The organism is Caenispirillum salinarum (genome assembly GCF_044803115.1).
Taxonomy (GTDB): Bacteria; Pseudomonadota; Alphaproteobacteria; order Rhodospirillales; family Rhodospirillaceae; genus Caenispirillum; species Caenispirillum salinarum_A.
The window spans coordinates 341,525-363,047 of record NZ_CP085224.1; the positions used below are offsets into that span (position 1 = coordinate 341,525).

Here is a 21,523-nt window from a genome sequence, read left to right on the forward strand (position 1 = left end):
GGGGGCGGGTATGGCCGCGCGCAAGGGCAGGCGGCCGAGCCCGCGCCCAACCGGTCAGTCCCGCCACTTCACGCGGCGGAGGTAGTCGAGCGTGCGCTCGCGGAACTCGTCGCGGTTCAGGCCGTCGCTGTCTTCGCAGTACATGCCGCTAAGGATGGCTTTGAAACCGCCGTACTGTGGCGCCACGCCTTGGCGGAACAAAAAGCACGTCTCGTCGCGAATGGGAGCGATCGCGTACACGATGCTGCCGAACTGCTGAGGGGTCAGGCTGGCCGCCTGGACAGGCTGCCCGCGATACCGCCAGCCCTTCGCCTGGCCGGCGAGGTCGGTGGCTGCCGGCCGACGCATGTAGTAGTTGACTTTTTGTATGCGGACCAACTCGGCCCAGCCGCCGTTGAAGGCGTATTTTTCCGTGTAGTAGTTCGAAGGATACTGCTCCGACTGGATCGATCGGAGGCCGATGTCGGGCGTTGACGGAAACTGGATGAGGCTCTCGGCCGCCGTGATCGTCCGACGGACGGGCTCGCCGTAGTCGCGGCCACTGTCCGATACGCACCCGGCGAGGAAAAAAATCGCGGCGATAACTGCAAAATGGCGCATTTTCTAAGTCCCCCACTTTTCCATAATTGCCAGAAGATGTTAGGGGACATGTATGTGCGTCGCAATAAAAACGACGTGCGGAAGCGGCCTTTACCCGCCACCGGCCATCGGCACGCCGCCGCCGCCGGGCTTGAGCATGCGGCCGTACCAGCGCCACAGAAGCAGCGCCACGGCGCCCCGCCAGGGGCGCCAGGCTTCGGCGAGCGGGGTCATGGCCTTGGCGTCGGGGCGGGCGGGAAGGTCGTGCAGGGCATGGCACGCGGCCTGAAGCGCCAGGTCGCCGGCCGGCCAGACATCGGTGCGGCCCAGGCAGAACAACAGATAGATGTCGATGCTCCACGGCCCGATGCCCGGCACCGGCGACAGGGCCGCCCGCACGGCGTCGTCGGGGGCGTCGGCCAGGGCGTCGACGTCAAGCCGCCCCTCCACGATCCGTTCCGCCAGCGCGCGTGCGTAGCGCCGTTTGGGGCGGGAGAGGCCGCAGGCCGTCAGCGTGTCCTCGCTGGCCGCCGCCACGGCCTCGGGCGTCGGCGCCGCGCCGCCGAAGGCCGCCACGGTCTTGTCCCAGATGGCGGCGCCGGCGGCGGTGGACACCTGCTGGTCGATGATGATGCGCAGAAGACTGCCGAAGCCGGCCGGCCGCACCCGCGGCGCCGGCGGCCCCACCTCCGCCAGTGCCCGGGCGACACGCGGACAGTCCTCGGCCACCGTCGCCAGAAGGGTGGCGAGGCGGTCGGCGTCGTGCAGGGGCGAGGCGGCTGATGCGCGGTCGCTGGCGGTGTCCATCAGAACTCCAGCGCCACGGACCGGCCGTCCGAGATGTCGCACCGGGCGAAGCCGCCGCTGCGCAGCGCGCCCGGCGTGACGGTGCGGATGTCGCAGGTCATGCTCTTGCCGGCCTCGCTCAGCAGCATTGCGGAGGCGCGGCTGGTGCGCTCCGGCCCCGAAAGGATGATGGTGGAGCCCACGCCAACGCGCGAATGCGTGCCCCAGCCCGTGCCGACGGCGAATCCGGTGGTGGGTTCGGTGCGCTCGGGGATGACCTTGCCGGTGAAGGTCTCGCCGTCGGGCAGGGTGACGGTTGCCAGCGGCGTCGGCCACCCGGCCTTCTCCTCCATGAACAGTGTGGCCCGCCCGGCCGGGGCGCCGGCCTCGCTGGTGACCACGCCCGCCCCCTCCTGCTGCCACGCACAGCCGGACAGAAGCAGCAGGGCGGCGATGGCGGAAACGGAAAGCAAGTGACGGAGCTGCATGGCGGCGGCCTTCGTTCGGGGTCCGATTCATCAACGCCGGGGCGCGTGTGCCTGATGCGCCGGCGTCATTCGGTGTCGTGCTGGTGGACCATGATGGACAGCATGCGGATGGGCAGGCGGCGCAGGGCCTCCGGCCCGTGGGGGGCCTCGGCGTCGAAGAACAGGCTGTCGCCGGGCTCCATCTCGTAGACCTTCTGGCCGTGGCGGTAGTCCACGGCGCCCTCCAGCAGGTAGAGGAACTCGAACCCCGCGTGCTGGAAGGTGGGGTTGACCTCCTTCATCTCGGTCACCGTAATCAGGTACGGCTCGACCGCCAGTTGCTTGCCGATGGAATGGCCGAGCAGGGCGTAGTCGTGCCCCGCCTTGGTGCCGCGGCGGTCGATGGCAAGGCCCTGCCCGGCCTTGACGAAGGTGGCGTCGCGCTGTTCCTCGAACTTGCGGAACAGGGCGGTGACCGGCGTGTTGAGCGCGCGGGCCAGGTTCTGCAATGTCGAGAGCGACGGCGAGGTCTGGCCGTTCTCGATCTTCGACAGCATGCCGGGCGACAGGTCGGCCTGGCGGGCCAGGTCCACCACCGTCATGCCCAGGCGGTTGCGCAGCTCGCGCACCTGCAGGCCGATGGCGGTCTCCAGGCTGGTGCCGTCGCGCTGCGCCCGCGGCGGCGCGGCGGTGGAGACGGAAGGCTTGCGGGCGGTGGTCGGCTGGCGGCTCACGGTCGGGTCCGGTCGAATCGTCAAGGCGTCCCGGCACTATAGGCCGCGCGCGGGCCGCCGAGAAGCCCGAGCGGGTTGCGGGCCGGTGCGTGCCGGAGTATGGAGGGCGCAGCAACCCCATCACCAGGCCGGAGACCCCATCCATGACCGAGGCGACCCTGATCGACGGCAAGGCTTACGCCCAGACGGTGCGCGGCCGCGTGGCCCAGGCCGTGACGGCGCTGAAGGACCGCCACGCCCTGACGTCCGGCCTGGCGGTGGTGCTGGTCGGCGAGGACGCGGCCAGCCAGGTCTATGTGCGCAACAAGAACAGGGCGACGCTTGAGGCCGGCATGCAGGGCTTCGAGCACTGCCTGCCGGCCGAGACCACCGAGGGCGACCTGCTGAAGCTGGTGGCGCAGCTGAACGAGGACCCGCGCGTCAACGGCATCCTGGTGCAGCTGCCCCTGCCGAAACAGATCGACGAGGCGGCGGTGATCGCGGCCATCCATCCGGACAAGGACGTGGACGGCTTTCACGTCATCAACGCCGGGCGCCTGTGGACAGGCGGGGCGGGCACCGTGCCCTGCACGCCGCTGGGCTGCCTGCATCTGATCCGCCACCACCTGGGCGCCGAGGGCCTGTCGGGCAAGAAGGCGCTGGTGGTCGGCCGCTCCAACATCGTCGGCAAGCCCATGGCGGGGCTGCTGCTGAACGAAAGCTGCACGGTTACGGTGGCCCACTCGCGCACCGCCGACCTGGCCGCCGAGTGCCGCCAGGCCGACATCCTGGTCGCCGCCGTGGGCCGGCCGAACTTCATCAAGGGCGACTGGATCAAGCCGGGCGCCACGGTCATCGACGTGGGCATCAACCGGATGGATGCCGGCGAGGGGAAGACGAAGCTGGTGGGCGACGTGGAGTTCGCCACGGCCAGCACGGTGGCCGGCGGCATCACGCCGGTGCCGGGGGGCGTCGGCCCCATGACCATCGCCATGCTGCTCTACAACACGGTGCGCGCCACCTGCCTGCAGGCGGGCGTGCCGGTGCCCGAGGAACTGGACGCCTGAGCCGGCGGCCGCTCGAGCAGACGGGAGGCGGACCGTGCAGACGCTGATCGTCTACCCCGCCGCGGCGTTGGCAGAGATTGCCGGCTGCTTCGCTTTCTGGGCGTGGCTGCGGCTCGACAAGTCGCCGCTGTGGGTATTGCCGGGGCTGGTGAGCCTGGCGCTGTTCGCCTGGCTGCTCACCTTCGCCGAGGCCGCCATGGCCGGACGCGCCTACGCGGCCTATGGCGGCGTCTACATCGTGGCGTCGCTGGTATGGCTGTGGGCGGTGGAGGGGGTCATCCCGGACCGCTGGGATCTCGTCGGCGCCGCCGCCTGCCTGGCGGGGGCCGGCATCATCCTGTTCGGCCCGCGCGGGGCGTGACCGAACGGCGGCGCCGCGCAGGCAGATCGCCCCGCGCCGCCGCGTCCTTCGGTCGATGCGCGCCCCTCAGGACTGGCTGGCCAGGGCGCGGGCGAGCTGGCTCAGGGCTTCCTGATGGCGCTCGTTGCTGATCTGGCTGAAGTTGCGCGCCAGTTCCAGGCACATGCGCTGCCGCTGGCCCATGTCGTCGCCGGCATCGCCCTCTAGGCCGTCGAAGAAGTAGCTGACCGCCACGTTCAACACCTGCGCGATCTCGAACAGCCGGCCGGCCGAGATGCGGTTGATGCCGCGCTCGTACTTGTGGGCCTGCTGGTAGGTGACGCCGATCATGTCGGCCATCTGCTGCTGGGACAGGCCCATCATGATGCGGCGTTCGCGAATGCGCTGGCCGACGAATCGGTCGATGTCGGTCGCCCGGTTGATGGGCTTGCCCGCGCGGGGCATGGACATGTTGTTCATAAGTCGGTTACCCCTTCTAACCCTCGGCGTCCGCGGGGGCGCTTGTGGCCGCGCCTCTCCACGATTGCGTCCCCGTCGGGGACGATATTCAACCCTGGGGATACTCCTTTCGAAGGAGGGCAGGCAAGACTCTATTAGGTCTCAGGCCTATCTTTATCAAGTCGTGACAAAGGGCGCGAAAGCCGCGGAAACCCTCGCGAAAATGATGCCAATTATTGCTTAAGTAATAGACCGGGTCTATGACGTCAGGATGGTGACCCTGGTCATGCGGACAGGTCGGTCGGAGGAATCGCGCGATGCCGCCCGTCGACAACCGTGGCCGTGGCTGCCGCACGGTAGCGGCGGGCGCCGTCGGCGGCGGCGGGATGGGGGGCGTGGGCCGGGGCGGGCTCGGACGGCGTGATTTCCGCCACCGCCTGGGCCAGGAAGCCGGCACGCCGCGCCCTGGCGCGGAAGGCCAGGTCGTCGCGGCGGTCCTGGCGGGCGGCGTCGTTCAGCAGGGTGAGGCGCAGCACCTCGGTCACCGCATCGCGGGCGGCAAGGCGCTCTGTGGCGTCGTCGTCCCCAGGGGCGCGGGCGCCGCCGCCGGTCTCGCCGGGGCGGGGGCCGGCGCCGAAGGTGGCGCGGTGCGGCGGCGGCAGGATCATGAAGGGCGGCCCTCGCGGTCGGCTGCGTCGTCAGTCCCCCGCATTCAGTGAAGCACGGGCGCGGCCGGCCGGGCGAGTGGCAGACACCCTCTCGGGCGGGGCAGGCGCCGGCGCGAAGGGACGGGCCCTGCAGCCGGCGTCTGCCTCAAAGGCATGACGACGGGCCGGCGGGCTGGACCCGTCGGCGTCATCCGAACAGCGGAGGAGAGAGCGAGGCGGCGGCGCCGTCCGGCGGTCAGCCGGTCTTCTTGCCGCCGGTGCCGGTGCCCGTGCTGGCGCTGGTGCCCGTGCTGGTGCCCGGCGCCGTACCCTTGCCGCCGGCGCCCTGGCCGCGGCCCAGCAACTCGTCGATCTGGTGCTGCATGGTGTTCAGGCGGGCGCGCAGTTCCTCGATGTTTTCCTGCCCGCGGCGGACCGGATCGCCGGCCTTCTCGCCGCCCTGACCACCCTTGGGCGCGCCGTTGCCGGGGGTCGTGCCGCCCTGCGGCGGACCGCCGGCCATGCCGGGGGCCTCGCCTTCCTTGTAGTTGAAGGGGCTGAACATCTTCATGGCGCTTTCGAAGATCGCCATGTTCTGCTTGTTCATTTCCTCGATCTGGTTGAGAGGAAACATGCCCTGCACGGCTTTCTGCATCATGTCGCGCATCTGTTCCTCGTTGCGGTAGAACGAGGTCATGGACATTTCCAGGTAGCGCGGCACCACGTCGGCCAGGCTGTCGCCGTAGAGCGAGATGAGCTGACGCAGGAAGCTGATGGGCAGCAGGTTCTGGCCCTTGCCTTCTTCCTCCACGATGATCTGGGTCAGGACCGACCGGGTGATGTCCTCGCCGGTCTTGGCGTCGTAGACCACGAAGTCCTCGTTGTCCTTCACCATCTGGCACAGGTGTTCCAGCGTCACGTAGCTGGACGTCGCAGTGTTGTAGAGACGGCGGTTGGCGTACTTCTTGATCGTGATGGGCGCGGCGTGCGTCTTGCTGGTCTCGGCCATGTGTAAGCGTTTCCCCGGATTCTTGGGATCGGTACCGATGGTCCCCAAGTTACCATACTTTTCCAAAGAGATATCGCATTTCTCGGCCGGTTCCATGGTAGGCTTCCCGGGTTTTCTGCTAGACTTGAGCGACCATGTCGGATGCTCCCGATCTCGAGGCGCTGGCGCGCCGCTACCTCGACCTGTGGCAGGACCAGATGGCCTCCATGGCCAACGATCCCGCCGTGGTGGAAGCCCTGTCCCGCACCTTCGCCCTGATGACACAGGGCGCGGCGGCCTTCGCCCGGACCGCCGCCGATGACGGTGCCGACGCCCCATCCGACCCTGATCGCGACGCCCCCGCCGGTGGAGAGAGCAGCCATGCCGACCGTCACGGCCCCGCGTCTTCCCCCCGCAGCGTCCGGGCCGGAAGCGGACGCCCGCCCGGACCCCATGGCCGACCCGACGGCGCGCCGTCAGGGGCCGCGGCCGTTGGCGCTGCACCTGGCGACCCAGGGGTGGACGTTCCTGACCTCCTACGCCGGATTGATGCGCTTGAGCGGCGGGTGGCCGACCTCGACGCCCGACTCCGGCAGTCGGACCCGGTCGGCTCCGGGTCCTGACCCGGCCGAGGCCCTGCGCCGCACGCTGGAATCGGTCGCCGCCGAACACGGGGCAGGGGCCGCCGAGTTGGCCCGCGCCCTGGAGGGTGCCGATGCGCGGCTGGCCTTCCTGGGGGCCGTCGACGCCGAGGCGCGCAGGCGGTTCGAATCCTTCCTGCGCGGCATCCAGCGCTATCGCGCCCATCCCTATAAGCGTACCGTCGCCGACCCGCCGGTCATCTGGCGGCGCGGCACCACGGGCCTGCGCGACTACCGCGGCACCGCCCCGCTTTCGCCGCGCGGCGAGGGGCGCGGGGCGGCGGTGCTGGTGGTGCCGTCGCTGGTCAACCGCGGCTATGTGCTGGACCTGACGGAGCGCCGCAGTTTCATGCGCTACCTGGCGGGGCGCGGCTTCCGGCCCTTTCTGGTGGACTGGGACGCGCCGGGAGAGGAAGAGCGCGACTTCGGCTGCACCGAGTACGTTCACGACCGCCTGTCGCCGCTGGTGGACGCCGTGCGGGCCGAGACCGGGGCGCGGAAGATCATCGTCGTCGGCTACTGCATGGGCGGCACGCTGTCGCTGCCGCTGGCCCAGGCGCGGCCCGACGCCGTCGGCGCCCTGGTGACGCTGGCCGCACCCTGGGACTTCCACGCCGGCAGCCGCCGCCAGCAGCGGGTCATGGCCGCGCTGGGCGATGCCATGGGCAACGTGGTGGATGTCCACGGCGTGCTGCCCGTCGACCTGCTGCAAAGCCTGTTCGCCACGCTGGACCCCGGCGGCATCCCCCGCAAGTTCCGCGCCTTCGACCGCATGCGCCCGCGCAGCGCCAAGGCCCGCGATTTCGTTGCGTTGGAGGACTGGCTGAACGACGGGGTGGCGCTGGCCGGCCCGCTGGCGCGCGAGACCCTGTTCGGCTGGTACGCCGAGAACGGGCCCGGCCGCGGTGCCTGGACGGTCGGTGATTCGGTGGTGGATCCGGGACGCATCGCGGCCCAGACTCTGGTGGTCGTGCCGTCGCGCGACCGCATCGTGCCGCCCGAATCCGCCGAGGCCCTGCTGGCGGCCTGCCCGAAGGCCGAGGGCATGAAGGTGCCGCTGGGGCACGTCGGCATGATGACCGGACGGCGCGCCGGCACGCTGGTCTACGGCCCCCTGGCCCGATGGATGGGGCGCGCGGCGCGTCGGTGCGCGGGGTGACGGGGTTTGAGGGAAAACCGGGCGACACTGCGACAGGCAGAATTGCCGCCCGTATGGGATGCTCATGTTGCAGCGCGAAAGACCGTTTGCCGCTGCGTCGTGTTCCGGTATCATGCCGCCGCCCGTCCGGGTCGTCGGACGGGCAGCGGCCGGGACGACCGAGGGCGCGCGGCAACCGGCAAGGGTTGGACACAGGGAGAATTCGTCATGACCGATATCGTCGTCGTCAGTGCCTGCCGTACCGCCATCGGCAGCTTCGCCGGCCAGTTCGCCAACACGCCGGCCGCGAAGCTGGGCGAGATCGCCATCAAGGAAGCGATGAGCCGCGCCCAGGTCGATGCCAAGGAAGTGTCCGAGGTCATCATGGGCCAGGTGCTCACCGCCGGCCTGGGCCAGAACCCCGCCCGCCAGGCCGCCGTCGCCGCCGGCATCGATGAGTCCACCCCCGCCTACCTGATGAACCAGGTCTGCGGCTCGGGCCTGCGCACCATCGCGGCCGGCGTCGCCAACATCAAGGCCGGCCTGTCCGACATCGTGGTCGCCGGCGGCATGGAGAACATGAGCCTGTCGCCGCACACCATGCACATGCGCAACGGCGTCAAGATGGGCCCGGCCGAAATGGTCGACACCATGATCAAGGACGGCCTGTGGTGCGCCTTCAACGGCTACCACATGGGCAACACCGCCGAGAACGTGGCGCAGAAGTGGCAGATCACCCGCGACGAGCAGGACGAGTTCGCCACGGCGTCGCAGAACAAGGCGGAAGAGGCCATCAAGTCCGGCCGCTTCAAGGACGAGATCGTCCCCGTCACCGTCAAGGTGAAGAAGGAAGAGAAGCAGGTCGACACCGACGAGTTCCCGCGCGCCGGCGTCACCATCGACGCGCTCGGCAAGCTGCGCCCGGCGTTCTCCAAGGAAGGTTCGGTGACCGCCGGCAACGCCTCGGGCATCAACGACGGCGCCGCCGCCGTGGTCCTGATGACCGCCGAGGAAGCCGCCAAGCGCGGCCTGACGCCGCTGGCGACCATCAAGTCCTTCGCCTCGGTCGGCGTCGACCCGGCCTACATGGGCACGGGCCCCATCCCGTCCTCGCGCAAGGCGCTGGACCTGGCCGGCTGGTCGGTGGACGACCTGGACCTGATCGAGGCCAACGAGGCCTTCGCCGCCCAGGCCATCGCCGTGAACAAGGACATGGGCTGGGATACCTCGAAGGTGAACGTCAACGGCGGCGCCATCTCGCTGGGTCACCCCATCGGCGCCTCGGGCACCCGCGTGTTCGTCACGCTGCTGCACGAGATGCTGAAGCGCGACGCCAAGAAGGGCCTCGCCACGCTGTGCATCGGCGGCGGCATGGGCATCGCCCTGACCGTGGAGCGCTAAGCGCCCGCGGCGCCGGCAACGGCGACGTCAAAGGAAAAGCCCCCGGGTTGCGGCCCCAGCCCCTCGGGTTCGTGTTGATCAACCGAGGATGACGCGTTAGAAAACCCTCTCTGCCAATGGCATGGAGGGTTTTCTTCATGGCATCCGGCCCGAAGATATTTTCGAGGCCCCTCCGCCGCCGCCTCCCAGAGGCAGCGAACGGAGTTGATGTGAATTTTTGCAGAAATCCGCTTTGCGCGAATTTTGCGGTCGCGCCCTACCCTTATGATACACGAGGGCGACGTAACTTACCCGTCGAAGCCCGCCTTCACGGTGTAGGAGGCGCGGGCGATAACTTCATGATCGAGTGCAACACCTGTGGCACCACATCCCGTGTGAAGAATAATAACGCCGTTGCCGAAGAATTGGAACGCCTTGTAAATCTCTTTTGTGGAACCTTCCAAGAACAAGGCTGCCCAGAAGCCGACTGTGAGAACTACGGCATACTCTTAGACCAAGCTCCCAGCGAGTATAGAAAATTTGGAAAAACGGGAACGCCCAAAGATCCTCCTCATAAGAGGCTTCAACGCTGGCAGTGCAAAAAGTGCAAAACGACGTTCAGTCAGAAAAGCCGCATCCATAGGCAGAAGAAGTCTTACCTCAACGGCCGAATTCTGGACTGCCTGACAGGCAAGATGCCGCTCAGCAGGATCGCTTCGAGGCTGAACATTTCTCCGCAGACCGTATACGACAAGATCGACTTTCTGGCGGAGCAGTGCAGGCGTTTCAGCGCCGATCGAGATCGCAAAATCGCCCAACTCCCGCCAAGGAGGTGGATCATCTCGACAGATCGCCAGGACATCAATGTGAACTGGCCCCACCGCCTCCTGCGAGCTGGCATTGTCGTGGGTCAGCTTGTCACGGTGGATCGCAACTCACGCTACATCCTTGCTGTGCATAGCCAATTTGATTCTGCTGTAGACCCTGAAGAACACGAGCGACGCTTCATGACGGCTGGCGACCTGACACGACGCAAAGCCGATCGTGTCAATGGCCGAATCTGGTCGGAAGAGGATTACCAGAGAAGCCTAGCCCCAGACGCACAGAGGAATGCCGCCAGCGACCAGGCGGCGCGCCGCGCACTGGTCGCTGCTGGACTGGCTAATGAGGACGTACCGCCAGAGGCTCAGCCTTCCGCGGACAAGCAACTTCCGCTTTGGGGCGGCCTGATTCATCTCGACGTGCTTCAATACGCGCACATGCTGTTTGTCCGCCGCCTGCTCGGCCGAAGCGTGGCTTCCTTGCTGTACAGCGTCGATGAAGACAATGGGCTCAAAGGCGCGTGCCTGGCGGCGTTCGCCGACTTGATCAGACGGCGGCGCACGGAGGTGGCGACAGTGACGTTCAACAAGAACGCGAACTCGGACGAGAAGCGCGCGCATGCGATGGTCGTGGCCGCCCTTTTGAGGCCTGACAGAGACGCGATGCCTCTTTTCCCGCGCTGGATGGTCGAGGAGGTTCTGATCGCCAACGATTCAATTAGAAGGCTGCCCGCAGAACCTCGCGAGCGAGCCAAGGTTCTGGCTAAGTCGTGGTTTGAATACGCATATTCCAGCAAGGCCGAGCCTGAGAAGCGGGTGAAACTCGCAACGGGCGGGCTTTCCCTGGACCGCCGCGGTATCGCGCGCGCATTGCGGCAAGCCTCCATGCATCCGAGCGACCGCGTCATGATGATGATGCGTCGCTGGGCTTCGATGTTGGAGCGAGGCATCGCCACACCTCGCAATGACAACCGCATTTGGAGCTTGTACGCGCCGTACGACCCAGCAATGGTCGAGAAGATCGCGACTATCGTCCGCTTCTACTACAACTACATGGAGACGGGAAACGACGGCAAAACTCCCGCGATGCGGCTTGGACTAGCGAAGGGTCGTATCTACCACCGAGACCTTGTGCGGTTCTAACCATTAGCGCTGCCGTACTTCTGGGGTGTTCCGCTGCCCCTTGTCCCGACATTCAGTGCGGGATAGTTTGGTGAGCCTTGGTCGCTCATAGATGGCAGTCGCGCTATGCGAATTCGTGGGGATTGGCTGCGTTTTCTGGTAACGCTTCTGGCAGTAGCCGCTGCTGGAGGTTTGTTCTCATTGCTCTACGATTTTGCCGTGTCTGCGGCACATTGATGTGGCGCAATGTGGCCCGTCTTGAAGCAACTATCCGTCTACCACCGCACCAGTAATCCGTCCCTCAGGCCCGCCCCACAGGGGGATGTGGGTGCCCAGCGACAACCAGGATGGCCGCTCTGCCGACAATTACGATGGCCGCAGGGGGTGACCGTAGGGCGGGCGTAGCCCGGCCGGAGGTCGCCCCCTGCGGTGCGCGGTCTTCATAGACCCCGCCGACGGCCGTGATGGGAGACACTGGCGGTTCTCAACGACCAAGAAGAGACCGCCGGTGCCTGGAACCCACATCACGGACCATCAGGTGAAACTCTACATGAAGCGTAAGCGTCTTCCAGCGGCTGCGGCGGCCGATTGTTGACGCTCAAGCGGCTTTCTGGTCGTCGTTTGGCTGCCCGATGTTCCACGGCAGCAGGTCGTCGATCCGGTTGATTGGGTGGTCGGCGATGCGGGTCAGCACCTGGGTGAGATAGATCTGCGGGTCGAGGCCGTTGAGCCTCGCGGTCTCGATCAGCGTGTAGACGGCCGCTGCCCGGTGGCCGCCGGCGTCGGAGCCAGCGAAGAGGTAGTTCTTCCGGCCCAGGGCCAGCGGGCGGATAGCGCGTTCGGCGGCGTTGTTGCTGATCTCGCAGCGGCCATCGCCCGCGTAGCGGGTCAGCGCCGGCCAGCGCGTCAGGGCGTATCGCAAGGCGGCCGCCAGATCGCTCTTGCCCGGCAGCTTGCGGAGGCTGGTGTCGAAGAAGGTCTTCACCGCCTCCAGCCGGGGCAGGCTCTGTGCCTGGCGCACGCGCAGGCGCTCGTCGGCCGGGCGGCCGGTGATCCGACGCTCGGCGTCGAACAACGCGCCGATCAGTTCCAGGGCCCGGGCGGCGATGGGTGATCCTGTCGCCGCATGGACGTCGTGGATCTTGCGCCGCACATGGGCCCAGCATGCCACCTCCTGCACGGACGCGACGCCGTCCTCTCCCGGCTCGTACAGCTTGTTGAAACCGGCATAGCCGTCGGCGTGCAGAAGGCCGCGAAAGCCCTGCAACTCGGTCTGCGGATGGATGCCCTTGCGGTCGGGCGTGTAGCGGTAAAGCACGGCCGGCGGCGCCGGGCCGGCATGGGGACGTTCGTCGCGCAGATAGACCCATTGTCGCGCCTGCCGGGTCTTGCCGGCGCCCGGGCTGAGCACCGGCACCGGCGTGTCGTCGGCGTGCAAGGCGTCGCCGGCGCGCACGTGGCGGCCAATCGCCTCGACCAGCGGCGCCACCAGGGCGGCCGTCCTGCCGACCCAGCCCGCCAGCAGCGCCCGGGGCAGCGTCACGCCCTCGCGGGCGTAGATCTGGCTCTGGCGGTACAGCGGCAGGTGGTCGCAGTATTTCGACACCAGGACATGCGACAGCAGGGCCGGCGACGGCAGGCCGCGCGCCACCGGCAGGGACGGCATCGGCGTCTGCACCATGCTCTCGCACGTCCGGCACGACAGCGCCGGACGGACATGGCGGATCACCCGGAAACGGCCGGGCACGTAGTCGAGGATCTCGGTCACGTCCTCGCCCACCGTGTGCATGGCGCCGCCGCAGGCCGGGCAGTCGTCGGCGGGATCATGACGGACCTCGTCGCGCGGCAGATGCTCCGGTAGGGCGCGGCGACGGCGCGCGGCAGGCTGGTCCGGGGCGTCGGCCTCGGTCGGCTCCGGCGGCGCTTCATCCTCTGCTTCGGCCGCTTCGGCCGCTTCGGCCTCCAGGTCCTCCAGGGCCAGTTCGAGCTGTTCGATCTCGCGGGACAGCTTCTCCGACGATCGCCCGAACGTCATCCGCCGCAGGCGGGCGAGTTGCACCTTCAGCTTCTCGACTTCCAGCGCCTTGGCGGTCAGGCCGGCCCTGGCCGCGGCCAGTTCCTCGGCCTGCGCGGCGATGATCGCCCGCAGGGCCTCGACGTCGTCGGGAAGCTGGGAAGACGGTGCGGAAGGCATGGCCGGATTCTAGCCGCAGAAGCCCTAAAAACCAAGGATTTCGGCGCCTTCCGGGGCTCGTCAGCCGGCTGTCTCCGGCCGCCATGTCCGCGTCGGCATGCGCCAGTCGATGCCCTCGATCAGCATGCTCAACTGGGCCGGCGTCAGCGCCGCCACGCCGCCCTCCGCCGAGGGCCAGACGAAGCGTCCCTTCTCCAGCCGCTTGGTGAACAGGCAGAACCCCTGGCCGTCCCAGGCGAGGATCTTGACCAGGTCGCCACGCCGCCCGCGGAAGACGAACAGGTGCCCCGAGAACGGGTCCTTCTTCAGGACCTCCTGCACCAGCATGGCGAGGCCGGGCATGCCCTTTCGCATGTCGGTCCGGCCGAGCGCCAGGTAGACACGCACGCCCGGCGGAACGGCGATCATGCCCCCTCCAGGGCCGCGACCAGCGTCCGCAACCGGGGTGGCGCGATGGTGGCCGGCACGATCAGGCGGCGCCCGTTGGTGAGCACGATCTCGACCGGAGACGGTTCCTCGGGCGCGGGAGCCGCCTCTTCATCCTTCGGCGCCGCGACCTGGACGGGCAGAAAGCCGGGTGCGGCTGGAGCTGCCTTCCGGCACCAGCGTCCGAGGACGCTGGGATGAACGCCGTTCCGCCGCGCCACCTCGGCCACCGGCAGGCCGCTCTCCGCAACCTCTCTGACCATCCGCTCCTTGTCCGCCCGCGGCCATGACCGCCGCCGCGCCGGAGGCTGACTACCATCGTAGGCCATAAGCAACTCGCTCCATCCGCCGATCCACTCCAAGATCGACGAAGTCAGCACTATCGGGACGCCGACGCCAAGGCAGCCGTCAGAAGACGGTTACCATGAAGCACCGAGGACAACACACGCAGCGAGTCGCGGCCGCGAAGGCCGGGTTCAGCGAGAGGACGGCCCGGCGGATCGACCGGGACCCGCGCCTTCCTTCCCAGAAACGGGATCATCGCCACTGGCGCACCCGCGAGGATCCGCTGGAGGACGTCTGGGAGACGGACATCCTGCCGATGCTGGAGGGCGCGCCCGGCCTGAAGGCGGTCACCATCTTCGAGGAGCTGGAGCGGCGCTATCCGGATCAGAATTGGCCGTCGCGCCGGCGGACCCTGGAGCGCCGGATTCGGGAATGGCGCGCGCTGAAGGGGCCGGAGAAGGAGGTCATCTTTCGCCAGGCCAACCCGCCCGGCCGGATGGCCTTGTCGGACTTCACCGATGCCGCCGAGCTGGCGGTGATCATCAACGGGGCGCCGCTCGCGCACCGGCTCTACCATTTCACCCTGGCCTACTCGGGCTGGGAGTACGCCGAGGTGGTGCTGGGCGGCGAGAGCTTCATCGCCTTGGCCGCCGGTCTCCAGAACGCCCTGTGGTCCCTCGGCGGTGTCCCGGCCGAACATCGCACCGACAGCCTGTCGGCTGCCTTCCGGAACCTCGACAAGGAGGCCGCCCGGGACATGACGGAGCGTCATCAAGGTCTCTGTGACCACTACGGCATGGTCGCGAGCCGCAACAACCGCGGCGTCGCCCACGAGAACGGCGCTATCGAGAGCCGGAACGGCCACCTCAAGAGGGCTCTCGACCAGGCCCTTCTGCTGCGCGGGAGCCGGGACTTCCCTGATCTGGAGGCCTACCGCCGCTTCGTCGCCGAGGTGGTGGGGCGGGCCAATGCCCGTCGCCGCGAGATGCTGGCCGTCGAGAAGCCGGTTCTCCGCAGCCTGCCGCCGCGCCGGACGATGGATTACGAAGAGGCCCGGGTGCTGGTGACCAGCGCCGGCGGCTTCGTCCTGCGCCGGGTCTTTTACACGGCGCCGTCGCAGTTCATCGGCCACCATCTCCGCCTGCGCATCCACGACGACCGGCTTGAAGGCTTCCTCGGCGGCACCCCCGTTCTGACCCTGCCACGCGGTCGCGCGCCCTCCGGCAACGGCCATGGCTACGTCGTCAACTACCGCCACGTCATCCACAGCTTGCGACGCAAGCCCCAGGCCTTCCAGAACCTGGTCTACCGGGACCACCTGTTCCCCCGGACCGAATACCGGCGGGCCTGGGATGCCATGATGGCCTCCATGGACCCGCGCGTCGCCTGCCGGACCATGGTCGGCCTACTGGCCCTGGCGCACGACGCCGGCTGCGAGGCGGATCTGGCACGGCGACTGGGCGAGGATCTCGACCACGGACGGCTTCCCGACCTGGCCCTTCTGCGGATGACCTTCCCGGTTAGCGGCGGCACGATCCCGAACGTGACGGTGGCGCTGCCGTCGGCATCGGATTACGACATCCTCGTCGCGGGAGCCGGCCGATGAGCATCTCGGTTGACATCGCCAAGCTGCCGCTGCTCCTCACCGAGTTGCGGCTGCCGACCATCAAGCAGTTCTGGGAGGAATTCGCCGAGCGCGCCGACATGGAAGGCTGGCCCGCCAGCCGTTTCCTGGCGACGCTGGCTGAACTCGAACTCGCGGAACGGGAGCGCCGGCGCATCCAGCGGCACCTCGTGGCGGCCAGGCTGCCTTCGGGCAAGACCCTCGACACCTTCGACTTCTCGGCGGTGCCGATGGTCAGCAAGGCCCACGTCATGGCGCTCGCTGCCGGCGACGGCTGGCTGGACCAGGGCAAGAACCTGCTGTTCTTCGGTCCGCCCGGCGGCGGGAAGACCCACCTCAGCGCCGCCCTCGGCCACACGCTCATCGACAACGGGTTCCGCGTCCTGTTCACCAGGACGACCGATCTCGTCCAGCGCCTCCAGACGGCCCGGCAGGACCTCGCCCTGGCGAGCGCCATCGACAAGCTGGACAAGTACGACCTGCTGATCCTCGACGACCTGTCCTACGTCGAAAAGAGCCAGGCCGAGACCAGCGTCCTGTTCGAGTTGATCGCCGCCCGCTACGAGCGACGGTCGCTCTTGATCACGGCCAACCAGCCGTTCGGCCAGTGGGACCGGATCTTTCCTGACAAGGCCATGACCATCGCCGCCATCGACAGGCTGGTCCACCACGCCACGATCTTCGAGTTGAACGTCGAGAGCTACCGGCGCCGAACCGCGGTCGGCAGGGACGCCGCACCATCCGCGACAACTACCGACGCGGATAATTGTCGCCCGGCGACAACTACATCGGAGACCGGCGACAATTAGACTTGCCGGCGCCGCTGCGCGGCGCCACCATCGTCATCCCATCACGGCGACCGGCCATCGTAGTTGACGCCCACCGGCCTTCCTAATTGTCGCGCTACATGTGGGGGTGTCGTTTGATGGGGCGGGCCTGAACCGATCCTTCCGCCGCTGTGCGGGATAGACGAAAGGCTCGGCTGGACGGGTGTGACCCCCAAAAGGTCTGTTAGCATCCCCACTGCGCTACTGGCAATACTTCTTGCGGATTAGATTGCACTGCGCCTTTTCGGATTCGCCGCCTTTGCCTCAAGCCAAAAAACCACCTTGCGCTGAATCCACCGCCGCTCTCTACCGCCGTTCAGATTTCCGCGTTTGGAAAGCCGACGCCTACCCGCGGTTGGGGCACGACCACCCCCGATTTTCTCCTGAGAAACAACGGCTTCCCCACCTATCTTCAGATGGGGAAGCCGTCAACACGAACCCGAGGGGCTGGGGTTGCGGCCCGGGGGCTTTTTTCATGGTGGTGGGCCGAACGGGACGCCGCCGTGGATCAGGTTCCAAGCGCCCGCAGCGCCGCGTCGTCGCGGATCTCGATGCGGCCGCGCGACAGGGCGACCCAGCCGCGCCGCTCGAACTCCTTGAGCTGGCGGCTGACCACCTCGCGCGCCGTGCCCAGTTCGGTGGCGAGCGCCTGGTGCGTGGCGGAAACGGTGGCCCCGCCGCCGTCGCGCCGGGCGTGGGCGCGCAGGGTCTGGGCCAGGCGCATGTCGACGCGCCCGAAGGCCACTTCCTCGATCAGCATGAGCAGGTCGGCGATGCGGCCGGCGTAGACGGTGAAGACGAAGCGGCGGAAGGCCGGGCTGGCGTCCAGCAACGCCTGGAAGGCGGCGGCCGACAGCACGGCGGCCTTCACCGGCGTCTCGGCCACGCCTTCCGCGCCGTATTCGGCCGACGTCATCAGGCAGGCGGTGGTCAGCACGCAGGTCTGGCCGCGCTCCACCCGGTAGAGGACGATCTCGCGCCCCGACTCCGAAATCTTCTGCACCCGCACCGAGCCGTCGAGCACCAGCACATAGGCCTGGCATTCCGATCCTTCCGAGAACAGCACGGTGCCCGGCGGCACCTCCATCACCCGCAGGGCGTCGCGGAATACGCGCAGGCCCTCGCCGTCGATGGCGGCAAGCTCGGGGAAGGCGGTGCGGATGGCGGCCAGCGCCGTTTCGGTGTCCTGTGTCATGGAGCGCAGTGTGCCGCGCCGGATGCCTCGGGGAAAGCGGAAGATGCGTCCTTCCTTAAGTGGGCCTGTTCGCGCCCGGCCCAAGGCGCCACTGTGACGGCATGAGACAGTCACCCGCCGCAGCTCCCGCCGCCCCGTCACCCGCCGGCGCCGAATCCTCGGCGCGGCATGTGCTGGTGGGCAGCCTGTGGGGGATCGGCGCGGCCCTGATCTGGGCCGGGTGGATGGCGATCACGCGGCTGGGCGTCACCACCACGCTGACGGCCGCCGACCTGACCGTGCTGCGATTCGGCGTGGCCGGCCTGATCCTGGCGCCGGTCCTGTGGCGGGCGCGGCACCGCGTCACCGCCCTGCCGTGGCCGCTGCTGGCGGGCATGGTGATCGGCGCCGGCGCGCCATACTCCATGGTGCTGGGCTTTGGCCTGACCATGGCTCCGGCGGCCCATGCCGGCGCGCTGGTGCCCGGCACGCTGCCGCTGTTCACGGCGCTTCTCTCCGCCCTGTTCCTGGGCGAGGTGATCGCGCGCCGCGCCCGGCTGGGGCTGGTGCTGATCGTCGCCGGCGCCCTGACCATCGGCGGCCTGGGCATCCTGACCGGCTGGCCGCAGGAGACGGCGGGCCATGCCGTGTTCCTGTGCGGGGCGGTGATGTGGGCCACCTTCACGGTCTGCATGCGCCGGGCCGCCCTGCCGCCGCTGGAGGCGGTGGCGGTGGTCTGCGTCGCATCGGGCGTGCTGTTTACGCCGCTTTACCTGGCCCTGCCGCCCCAGGGCATTCCGACCGCGCCGGTGTGGGAGGTCCTGATGCAGGCCTTCTACCAGGGGGTGATGTCGGCGGTCGCGGCGCTGTTCTGCTTCAGCCGCGCCGTCGCCATGCTGGGCGCGGCCCGCGCGGCGGTGTTCGGGGCGCTGGTGCCGGTGCTGGTATCGCTGCTGGGCATTCCGGTCCTGGGCGAATGGCCGACGCCGGGCGACATGGCGGGGATCGTCGCCGTGTCGCTGGGCGTGTTCCTGGCCAGCGGCGCGCGGCTGCCGGGACGCAGGCGGCGCCCGCCGCCTTAGGCCTCGTCCGCGTCCCCGTTCCCCGCCCCGTCCCCGTCCCCGTCAGCGGCCAGCAGTCGGCGCAGGCGTTCCAGGTCGGGCTCCACCGCCGCCGAGGCGCGGTCTTCCATGTCCCGATACAGAGCCAGCACCTCGCGGCCCGTGTCCGTCAGGTGGGCGCCGCCGCCCTTCTGGCCGCCGGTGGCCGATTCGACCAGCGGCCCGGCGAAGTGGCGGTTGGTTTCGTCGACCAGCAGCCAGGCGCGGCGGTAGCTCATGCCCATGCGCCGCGCCGCCGCCGAGATGGAGCCCAGCTCGTCGATGAGCGCCAGCAGGTCCATGCGGCCCGGCCCCAGCACCAGTTGCGCCCCGCGCTTGAAGCGCAGGCGCATCCGCAGGGTCTCGGGACCGGATCGGTCGGCCATGGGGACGCGCCTCCCTTGGTCAGAAGCCCGCGACGCCGCCGTCGCCGCGCGGGTCGGCCGCGCCCTCGATGACACCGTCGGGACGCAGCACCAGCGCGCCGGCGTGGCCCATCAGGTCGTCGAAGTCGCCCACCCGCGCGACCGTGTGGCCGGCCGCTTCCAGCGCCGCGATGAGGGCGGGGTCCATGCGGGCCTCCACCTTCAGGTCATGGCTCTCGCCCTCGTAGGAGCGGCCGAGCGCCCAGCGCGGGGCGCTGACCGCCTCCTGCAGGCCCATGCCGAAGCGGGCGTAGCGGGTGAAGAGGGCCGCCTGCGTCTGCGGCTGGCCGTCGCCGCCCATGGTGCCGTAGACCATCACCCGCCCGTCGCGGAACCGCGCCAGCGCCGGCGACAGGGTGTGGAAGGGCTTGCGGCCGGGCTTCATGAAGCGCGGGCTGTCGGGGTCGAAATCGTAGGCGATGCCGCGATTGTGCCACAGAAGCCCCGTCTCCGGCAGCACCACGCCGGAGCCGAAGGCGTGGTAGAGGCTCTGGATGAAGCTGACGGCCCGGCCCTCGCCGTCGACGCAGCCCATCCACACCGTATCCCCCGGCAGCGCCGGCAGCGGCCAGGGCATGGCCCGGCGCGGCATGATCTCGGCCGCCATGCGGTCCAGCAGGTGGTCGGCCAGGAAGGTGGTGGCATGCACCTGCATGGCGTGCGGGTCGGCCACATGCGTGTTGCGCACCCGGAAGGCCAGCTTGGTCGCCTCGACGATGCCGTGGACGTGGGCGAAGCGCTCCGCCTGCTCCGGCCCCACGTTCAGGCGTTCGAACAGGCCGAGGATCATGAGCGACGTCAGGCCCTGGGTGGGCGGCGGCGTGTTGTAGACCGTGCAGCCCTCCAGCCCCATGGACAGGGGGCGGCGGCGGACGCTGCGGTGGCGCGCCAGGTCGTCGGCCGTCAGCGGCGTGCCGGCGGCGGTCAGGTCGGCGGTCAGCGCCCGCCCGATGGCGCCGCGGTAGAAGTCGTCCAGCCCGTCGCGCGCCAGGCCCTCCAGCGTCTGCGCCAGGGCGGGGTTCCTGTGCAGGCTGCCCTCGGCGGGGATGGAGCCGTCGGCGTTCAGGTAATGCGCGGCAAAGCCCGGATGGTCGCGCAGCGCATCGGCCCGGCGCAGCAGCGAGCGGTGGTGGGCGCTGGAGATCGGCACGCCCTCGCGTGCATGCCACACCGCTTCCTCCACCAGCCGCTCCAGGCTCATGCGGCCTTCCCAGCGGGCGGAGACATCCAGGGCCGACTGCCAGCCCGAGATGGTGCCCGCCACCGTGGCCGCCGCCAGCGGCCCCGTCCCCGGCACGGCCGTCAGGCCTTGCGCGTGGTAGGTCTCGGGCACGGCGCGGCGGCCGGCGGCCCCGCTGCCGTCGATGGAGACGACGGGGCGCCCGGGTTCGGAGATCAGCCAGAAGCCGTCTCCGCCCAGGCCGTTCATATGGGGGTAGACCACCGCGCAGGTCGCGGCGGCGGCTATCATGGCTTCCACGGCGTTGCCGCCGTCGCGCAGCACGGCGGCGCCCGCCTGGGCCGCCAGGGCGTGGGGCGCGGTCACCATGCCCCGGCGCGCGTAGGTGGTGTGTATCATGCGTCGTCCGGTCTCATGAGGCTGGCGCCATTCTTGAGAAAGAACCTTGTCGGGTAAAGACCTTATCCGGACGAATCCGCCATCCGGCCCCTGCGCGGGCGCGGGCGCGCGCAGTCCTACGGTGCCATTCGCCTTGCCCAAGGGTACCGGTTCGGTATAAACCTCCCGCCCAAATTTATCCGACCGCTCCGGATTCCCTATCGCGCAGGACCAAACCTCCATGACCGACGGCGACTACACCGCGAACGTCTACATTCCCATAGCCTGGGAGCTTTTCCACCGCGACACGCGCGCGCTGGCGCACAAGCTGGTGGAGGCCGACCTGGGCCCGTTGAAGGGCATCGTCGCCATCACCCGCGGCGGCCTGATTCCGGCCTCCATCCTGGCCCGCGAGCTGGACGTGCGGCTGATCGACACGGTCGGCGTCGTCACCTATGACGACCGCGTGCGCGGCGAGCCCCGCGTGGTCAAGAAGCCCGACGACATGGTGGGCGACGGCGAGGGCTGGCTCATCGTCGACGACCTGGTCGACAGCGGCGTCACCGCCCGTGTGGTCAAGGACCTGCTGCCCAAGGCGCACCTGGCGACCGTCTACGCCAAGCCCGCCGGCCAGGACGAGGCCCACACCTTCGCCGTCCCGGTGAAGCAGGACGTGTGGCTGCTGTTCCCCTGGGACGCCGAGTTGAAGCCCAACGAGCCGCTTGCGCGCCAGGGCCGCAACCCGAAGTAAAGCGCCGGATT

The 21,523-nt window shown here is 68.8% G+C and carries 22 protein-coding genes; 9 read left to right on the forward strand and 13 right to left on the reverse strand.

Going from position 1 to position 21,523, the window contains the following annotated elements:
• Nucleotides 1-54 precede the first annotated feature (54 nt).
• The 4 genes from LG334_RS01620 to LG334_RS01635 form a co-directional block, all read right to left on the reverse strand.
• Nucleotides 55-600 carry a hypothetical protein gene (locus LG334_RS01620; RefSeq protein ID WP_404382672.1) on the reverse strand — a complete coding sequence of 182 codons (546 nt, stop codon included), beginning with the start codon at nt 598-600 and terminating at the stop codon, nt 55-57.
• Nucleotides 601-690: 90 nt separating this feature from the next.
• A complete protein-coding gene (locus tag LG334_RS01625; protein ID WP_404382674.1) occupies nt 691-1,386 on the reverse strand; it encodes a DNA-3-methyladenine glycosylase family protein in 696 nt (231 codons plus the stop codon).
• The gene (locus LG334_RS01630; protein WP_404382676.1) at nt 1,386-1,853 is read right to left on the reverse strand and encodes a hypothetical protein; all 468 of its coding nucleotides are present in this window, start codon (nt 1,851-1,853) and stop codon (nt 1,386-1,388) included. Before LG334_RS01630 ends, LG334_RS01625 begins: the two co-directional genes overlap by 1 nt.
• Before the next feature lie 65 nt (nt 1,854-1,918).
• Nucleotides 1,919-2,566: a helix-turn-helix domain-containing protein gene (locus LG334_RS01635; protein WP_404382678.1), complete on the reverse strand. Its 648-nt coding sequence runs from the start codon at nt 2,564-2,566 to the stop codon at nt 1,919-1,921.
• Between the two features lie 143 nt (nt 2,567-2,709).
• Between LG334_RS01635 and folD the strand changes: the two genes are divergently transcribed.
• On the forward strand, nt 2,710-3,612 hold the full coding sequence (folD, locus tag LG334_RS01640) for a bifunctional methylenetetrahydrofolate dehydrogenase/methenyltetrahydrofolate cyclohydrolase FolD (protein WP_404382680.1): 903 nt from the start codon (nt 2,710-2,712) through the stop codon (nt 3,610-3,612).
• Nucleotides 3,613-3,646: 34 nt separating this feature from the next.
• The gene (locus tag LG334_RS01645; protein WP_404382682.1) at nt 3,647-3,973 is read left to right on the forward strand and encodes a YnfA family protein; all 327 of its coding nucleotides are present in this window, start codon (nt 3,647-3,649) and stop codon (nt 3,971-3,973) included.
• Between the two features lie 66 nt (nt 3,974-4,039).
• On the opposite strand, the gene LG334_RS01650 is transcribed toward LG334_RS01645, so the two are convergent.
• The 3 genes from LG334_RS01650 to phaR all read right to left on the reverse strand — a co-directional run bounded on the left by LG334_RS01650 (nt 4,040) and on the right by phaR (nt 6,067).
• Entirely contained in the window at nt 4,040-4,432 is a 393-nt protein-coding gene (locus LG334_RS01650) for a helix-turn-helix domain-containing protein (protein WP_404382684.1), read from the reverse strand.
• A gap of 263 nt (nt 4,433-4,695) precedes the next feature.
• A complete protein-coding gene (locus LG334_RS01655) occupies nt 4,696-5,079 on the reverse strand; it encodes a hypothetical protein (RefSeq protein ID WP_404382686.1) in 384 nt (127 codons plus the stop codon).
• Between the two features lie 235 nt (nt 5,080-5,314).
• A complete protein-coding gene (phaR, locus tag LG334_RS01660) occupies nt 5,315-6,067 on the reverse strand; it encodes a polyhydroxyalkanoate synthesis repressor PhaR (RefSeq protein WP_404382688.1) in 753 nt (250 codons plus the stop codon).
• A gap of 360 nt (nt 6,068-6,427) precedes the next feature.
• Here phaR and LG334_RS01665 point away from each other — a divergent pair, with 360 nt between their 5' ends.
• From LG334_RS01665 to LG334_RS01675, 3 genes are all read left to right on the forward strand, one after another.
• The gene (locus LG334_RS01665; RefSeq protein WP_404382690.1) at nt 6,428-7,846 is read left to right on the forward strand and encodes an alpha/beta fold hydrolase; all 1,419 of its coding nucleotides are present in this window, start codon (nt 6,428-6,430) and stop codon (nt 7,844-7,846) included.
• 207 nt (nt 7,847-8,053) lie between these two features.
• Nucleotides 8,054-9,226 carry an acetyl-CoA C-acetyltransferase gene (locus LG334_RS01670; RefSeq protein ID WP_404382692.1) on the forward strand — a complete coding sequence of 391 codons (1,173 nt, stop codon included), beginning with the start codon at nt 8,054-8,056 and terminating at the stop codon, nt 9,224-9,226.
• A 338-nt stretch (nt 9,227-9,564) separates the two neighbouring features.
• Nucleotides 9,565-11,169, forward strand: a complete 1,605-nt coding sequence (locus LG334_RS01675) for a hypothetical protein (protein WP_404382694.1) — start codon at nt 9,565-9,567, stop codon at nt 11,167-11,169.
• Between the two features lie 577 nt (nt 11,170-11,746).
• Here LG334_RS01675 and tnpC read toward each other — a convergent pair.
• Genes tnpC through tnpA form a run of 3 tightly spaced genes read right to left on the reverse strand, consistent with a single transcriptional unit; the run spans nt 11,747 to nt 14,031 of the window.
• On the reverse strand, nt 11,747-13,342 hold the full coding sequence (tnpC, locus tag LG334_RS01680; protein ID WP_404379499.1) for an IS66 family transposase: 1,596 nt from the start codon (nt 13,340-13,342) through the stop codon (nt 11,747-11,749).
• A 60-nt stretch (nt 13,343-13,402) separates the two neighbouring features.
• The gene (gene tnpB, locus LG334_RS01685) at nt 13,403-13,750 is read right to left on the reverse strand and encodes an IS66 family insertion sequence element accessory protein TnpB (protein WP_404379667.1); all 348 of its coding nucleotides are present in this window, start codon (nt 13,748-13,750) and stop codon (nt 13,403-13,405) included.
• On the reverse strand, nt 13,747-14,031 hold the full coding sequence (tnpA, locus tag LG334_RS01690; RefSeq protein ID WP_404381162.1) for an IS66 family insertion sequence element accessory protein TnpA: 285 nt from the start codon (nt 14,029-14,031) through the stop codon (nt 13,747-13,749). Before tnpA ends, tnpB begins: the two co-directional genes overlap by 4 nt.
• 161 nt (nt 14,032-14,192) lie before the next feature.
• On the opposite strand from tnpA, the gene istA reads away from it, so the two are divergent.
• Nucleotides 14,193-15,659 (forward strand): IS21 family transposase, encoded by a 1,467-nt coding sequence (gene istA / locus LG334_RS01695; protein ID WP_404379163.1) that lies wholly within the window; start codon nt 14,193-14,195, stop codon nt 15,657-15,659.
• Nucleotides 15,656-16,486 (forward strand): IS21-like element helper ATPase IstB, encoded by an 831-nt coding sequence (gene istB, locus LG334_RS01700; RefSeq protein WP_404379162.1) that lies wholly within the window; start codon nt 15,656-15,658, stop codon nt 16,484-16,486. Before istA ends, istB begins: the two co-directional genes overlap by 4 nt.
• 526 nt (nt 16,487-17,012) lie before the next feature.
• On the opposite strand, the gene LG334_RS01705 is transcribed toward istB, so the two are convergent.
• Complete coding sequence (locus tag LG334_RS01705; protein WP_404382696.1) at nt 17,013-17,699, reverse strand: Crp/Fnr family transcriptional regulator; 687 nt, start codon at nt 17,697-17,699, stop codon at nt 17,013-17,015.
• 101 nt (nt 17,700-17,800) lie between these two features.
• On the opposite strand from LG334_RS01705, the gene LG334_RS01710 reads away from it, so the two are divergent.
• A complete protein-coding gene (locus LG334_RS01710) occupies nt 17,801-18,760 on the forward strand; it encodes a DMT family transporter (protein WP_404382698.1) in 960 nt (319 codons plus the stop codon).
• Here the strand turns inward: LG334_RS01710 and LG334_RS01715 are convergent.
• Both LG334_RS01715 and LG334_RS01720 read right to left on the reverse strand, forming a co-directional pair.
• On the reverse strand, nt 18,757-19,164 hold the full coding sequence (locus tag LG334_RS01715; RefSeq protein WP_404382700.1) for a winged helix-turn-helix domain-containing protein: 408 nt from the start codon (nt 19,162-19,164) through the stop codon (nt 18,757-18,759). The two genes, LG334_RS01710 and LG334_RS01715, sit on opposite strands and share 4 nt — an antisense overlap.
• A gap of 19 nt (nt 19,165-19,183) precedes the next feature.
• Nucleotides 19,184-20,782, reverse strand: a complete 1,599-nt coding sequence (locus LG334_RS01720) for a gamma-glutamyltransferase family protein (RefSeq protein WP_404382702.1) — start codon at nt 20,780-20,782, stop codon at nt 19,184-19,186.
• A 220-nt stretch (nt 20,783-21,002) separates the two neighbouring features.
• Here LG334_RS01720 and gpt point away from each other — a divergent pair, with 220 nt between their 5' ends.
• On the forward strand, nt 21,003-21,512 hold the full coding sequence (gene gpt / locus LG334_RS01725) for a xanthine phosphoribosyltransferase (protein WP_009539269.1): 510 nt from the start codon (nt 21,003-21,005) through the stop codon (nt 21,510-21,512).
• Nucleotides 21,513-21,523 lie beyond the last annotated feature (11 nt).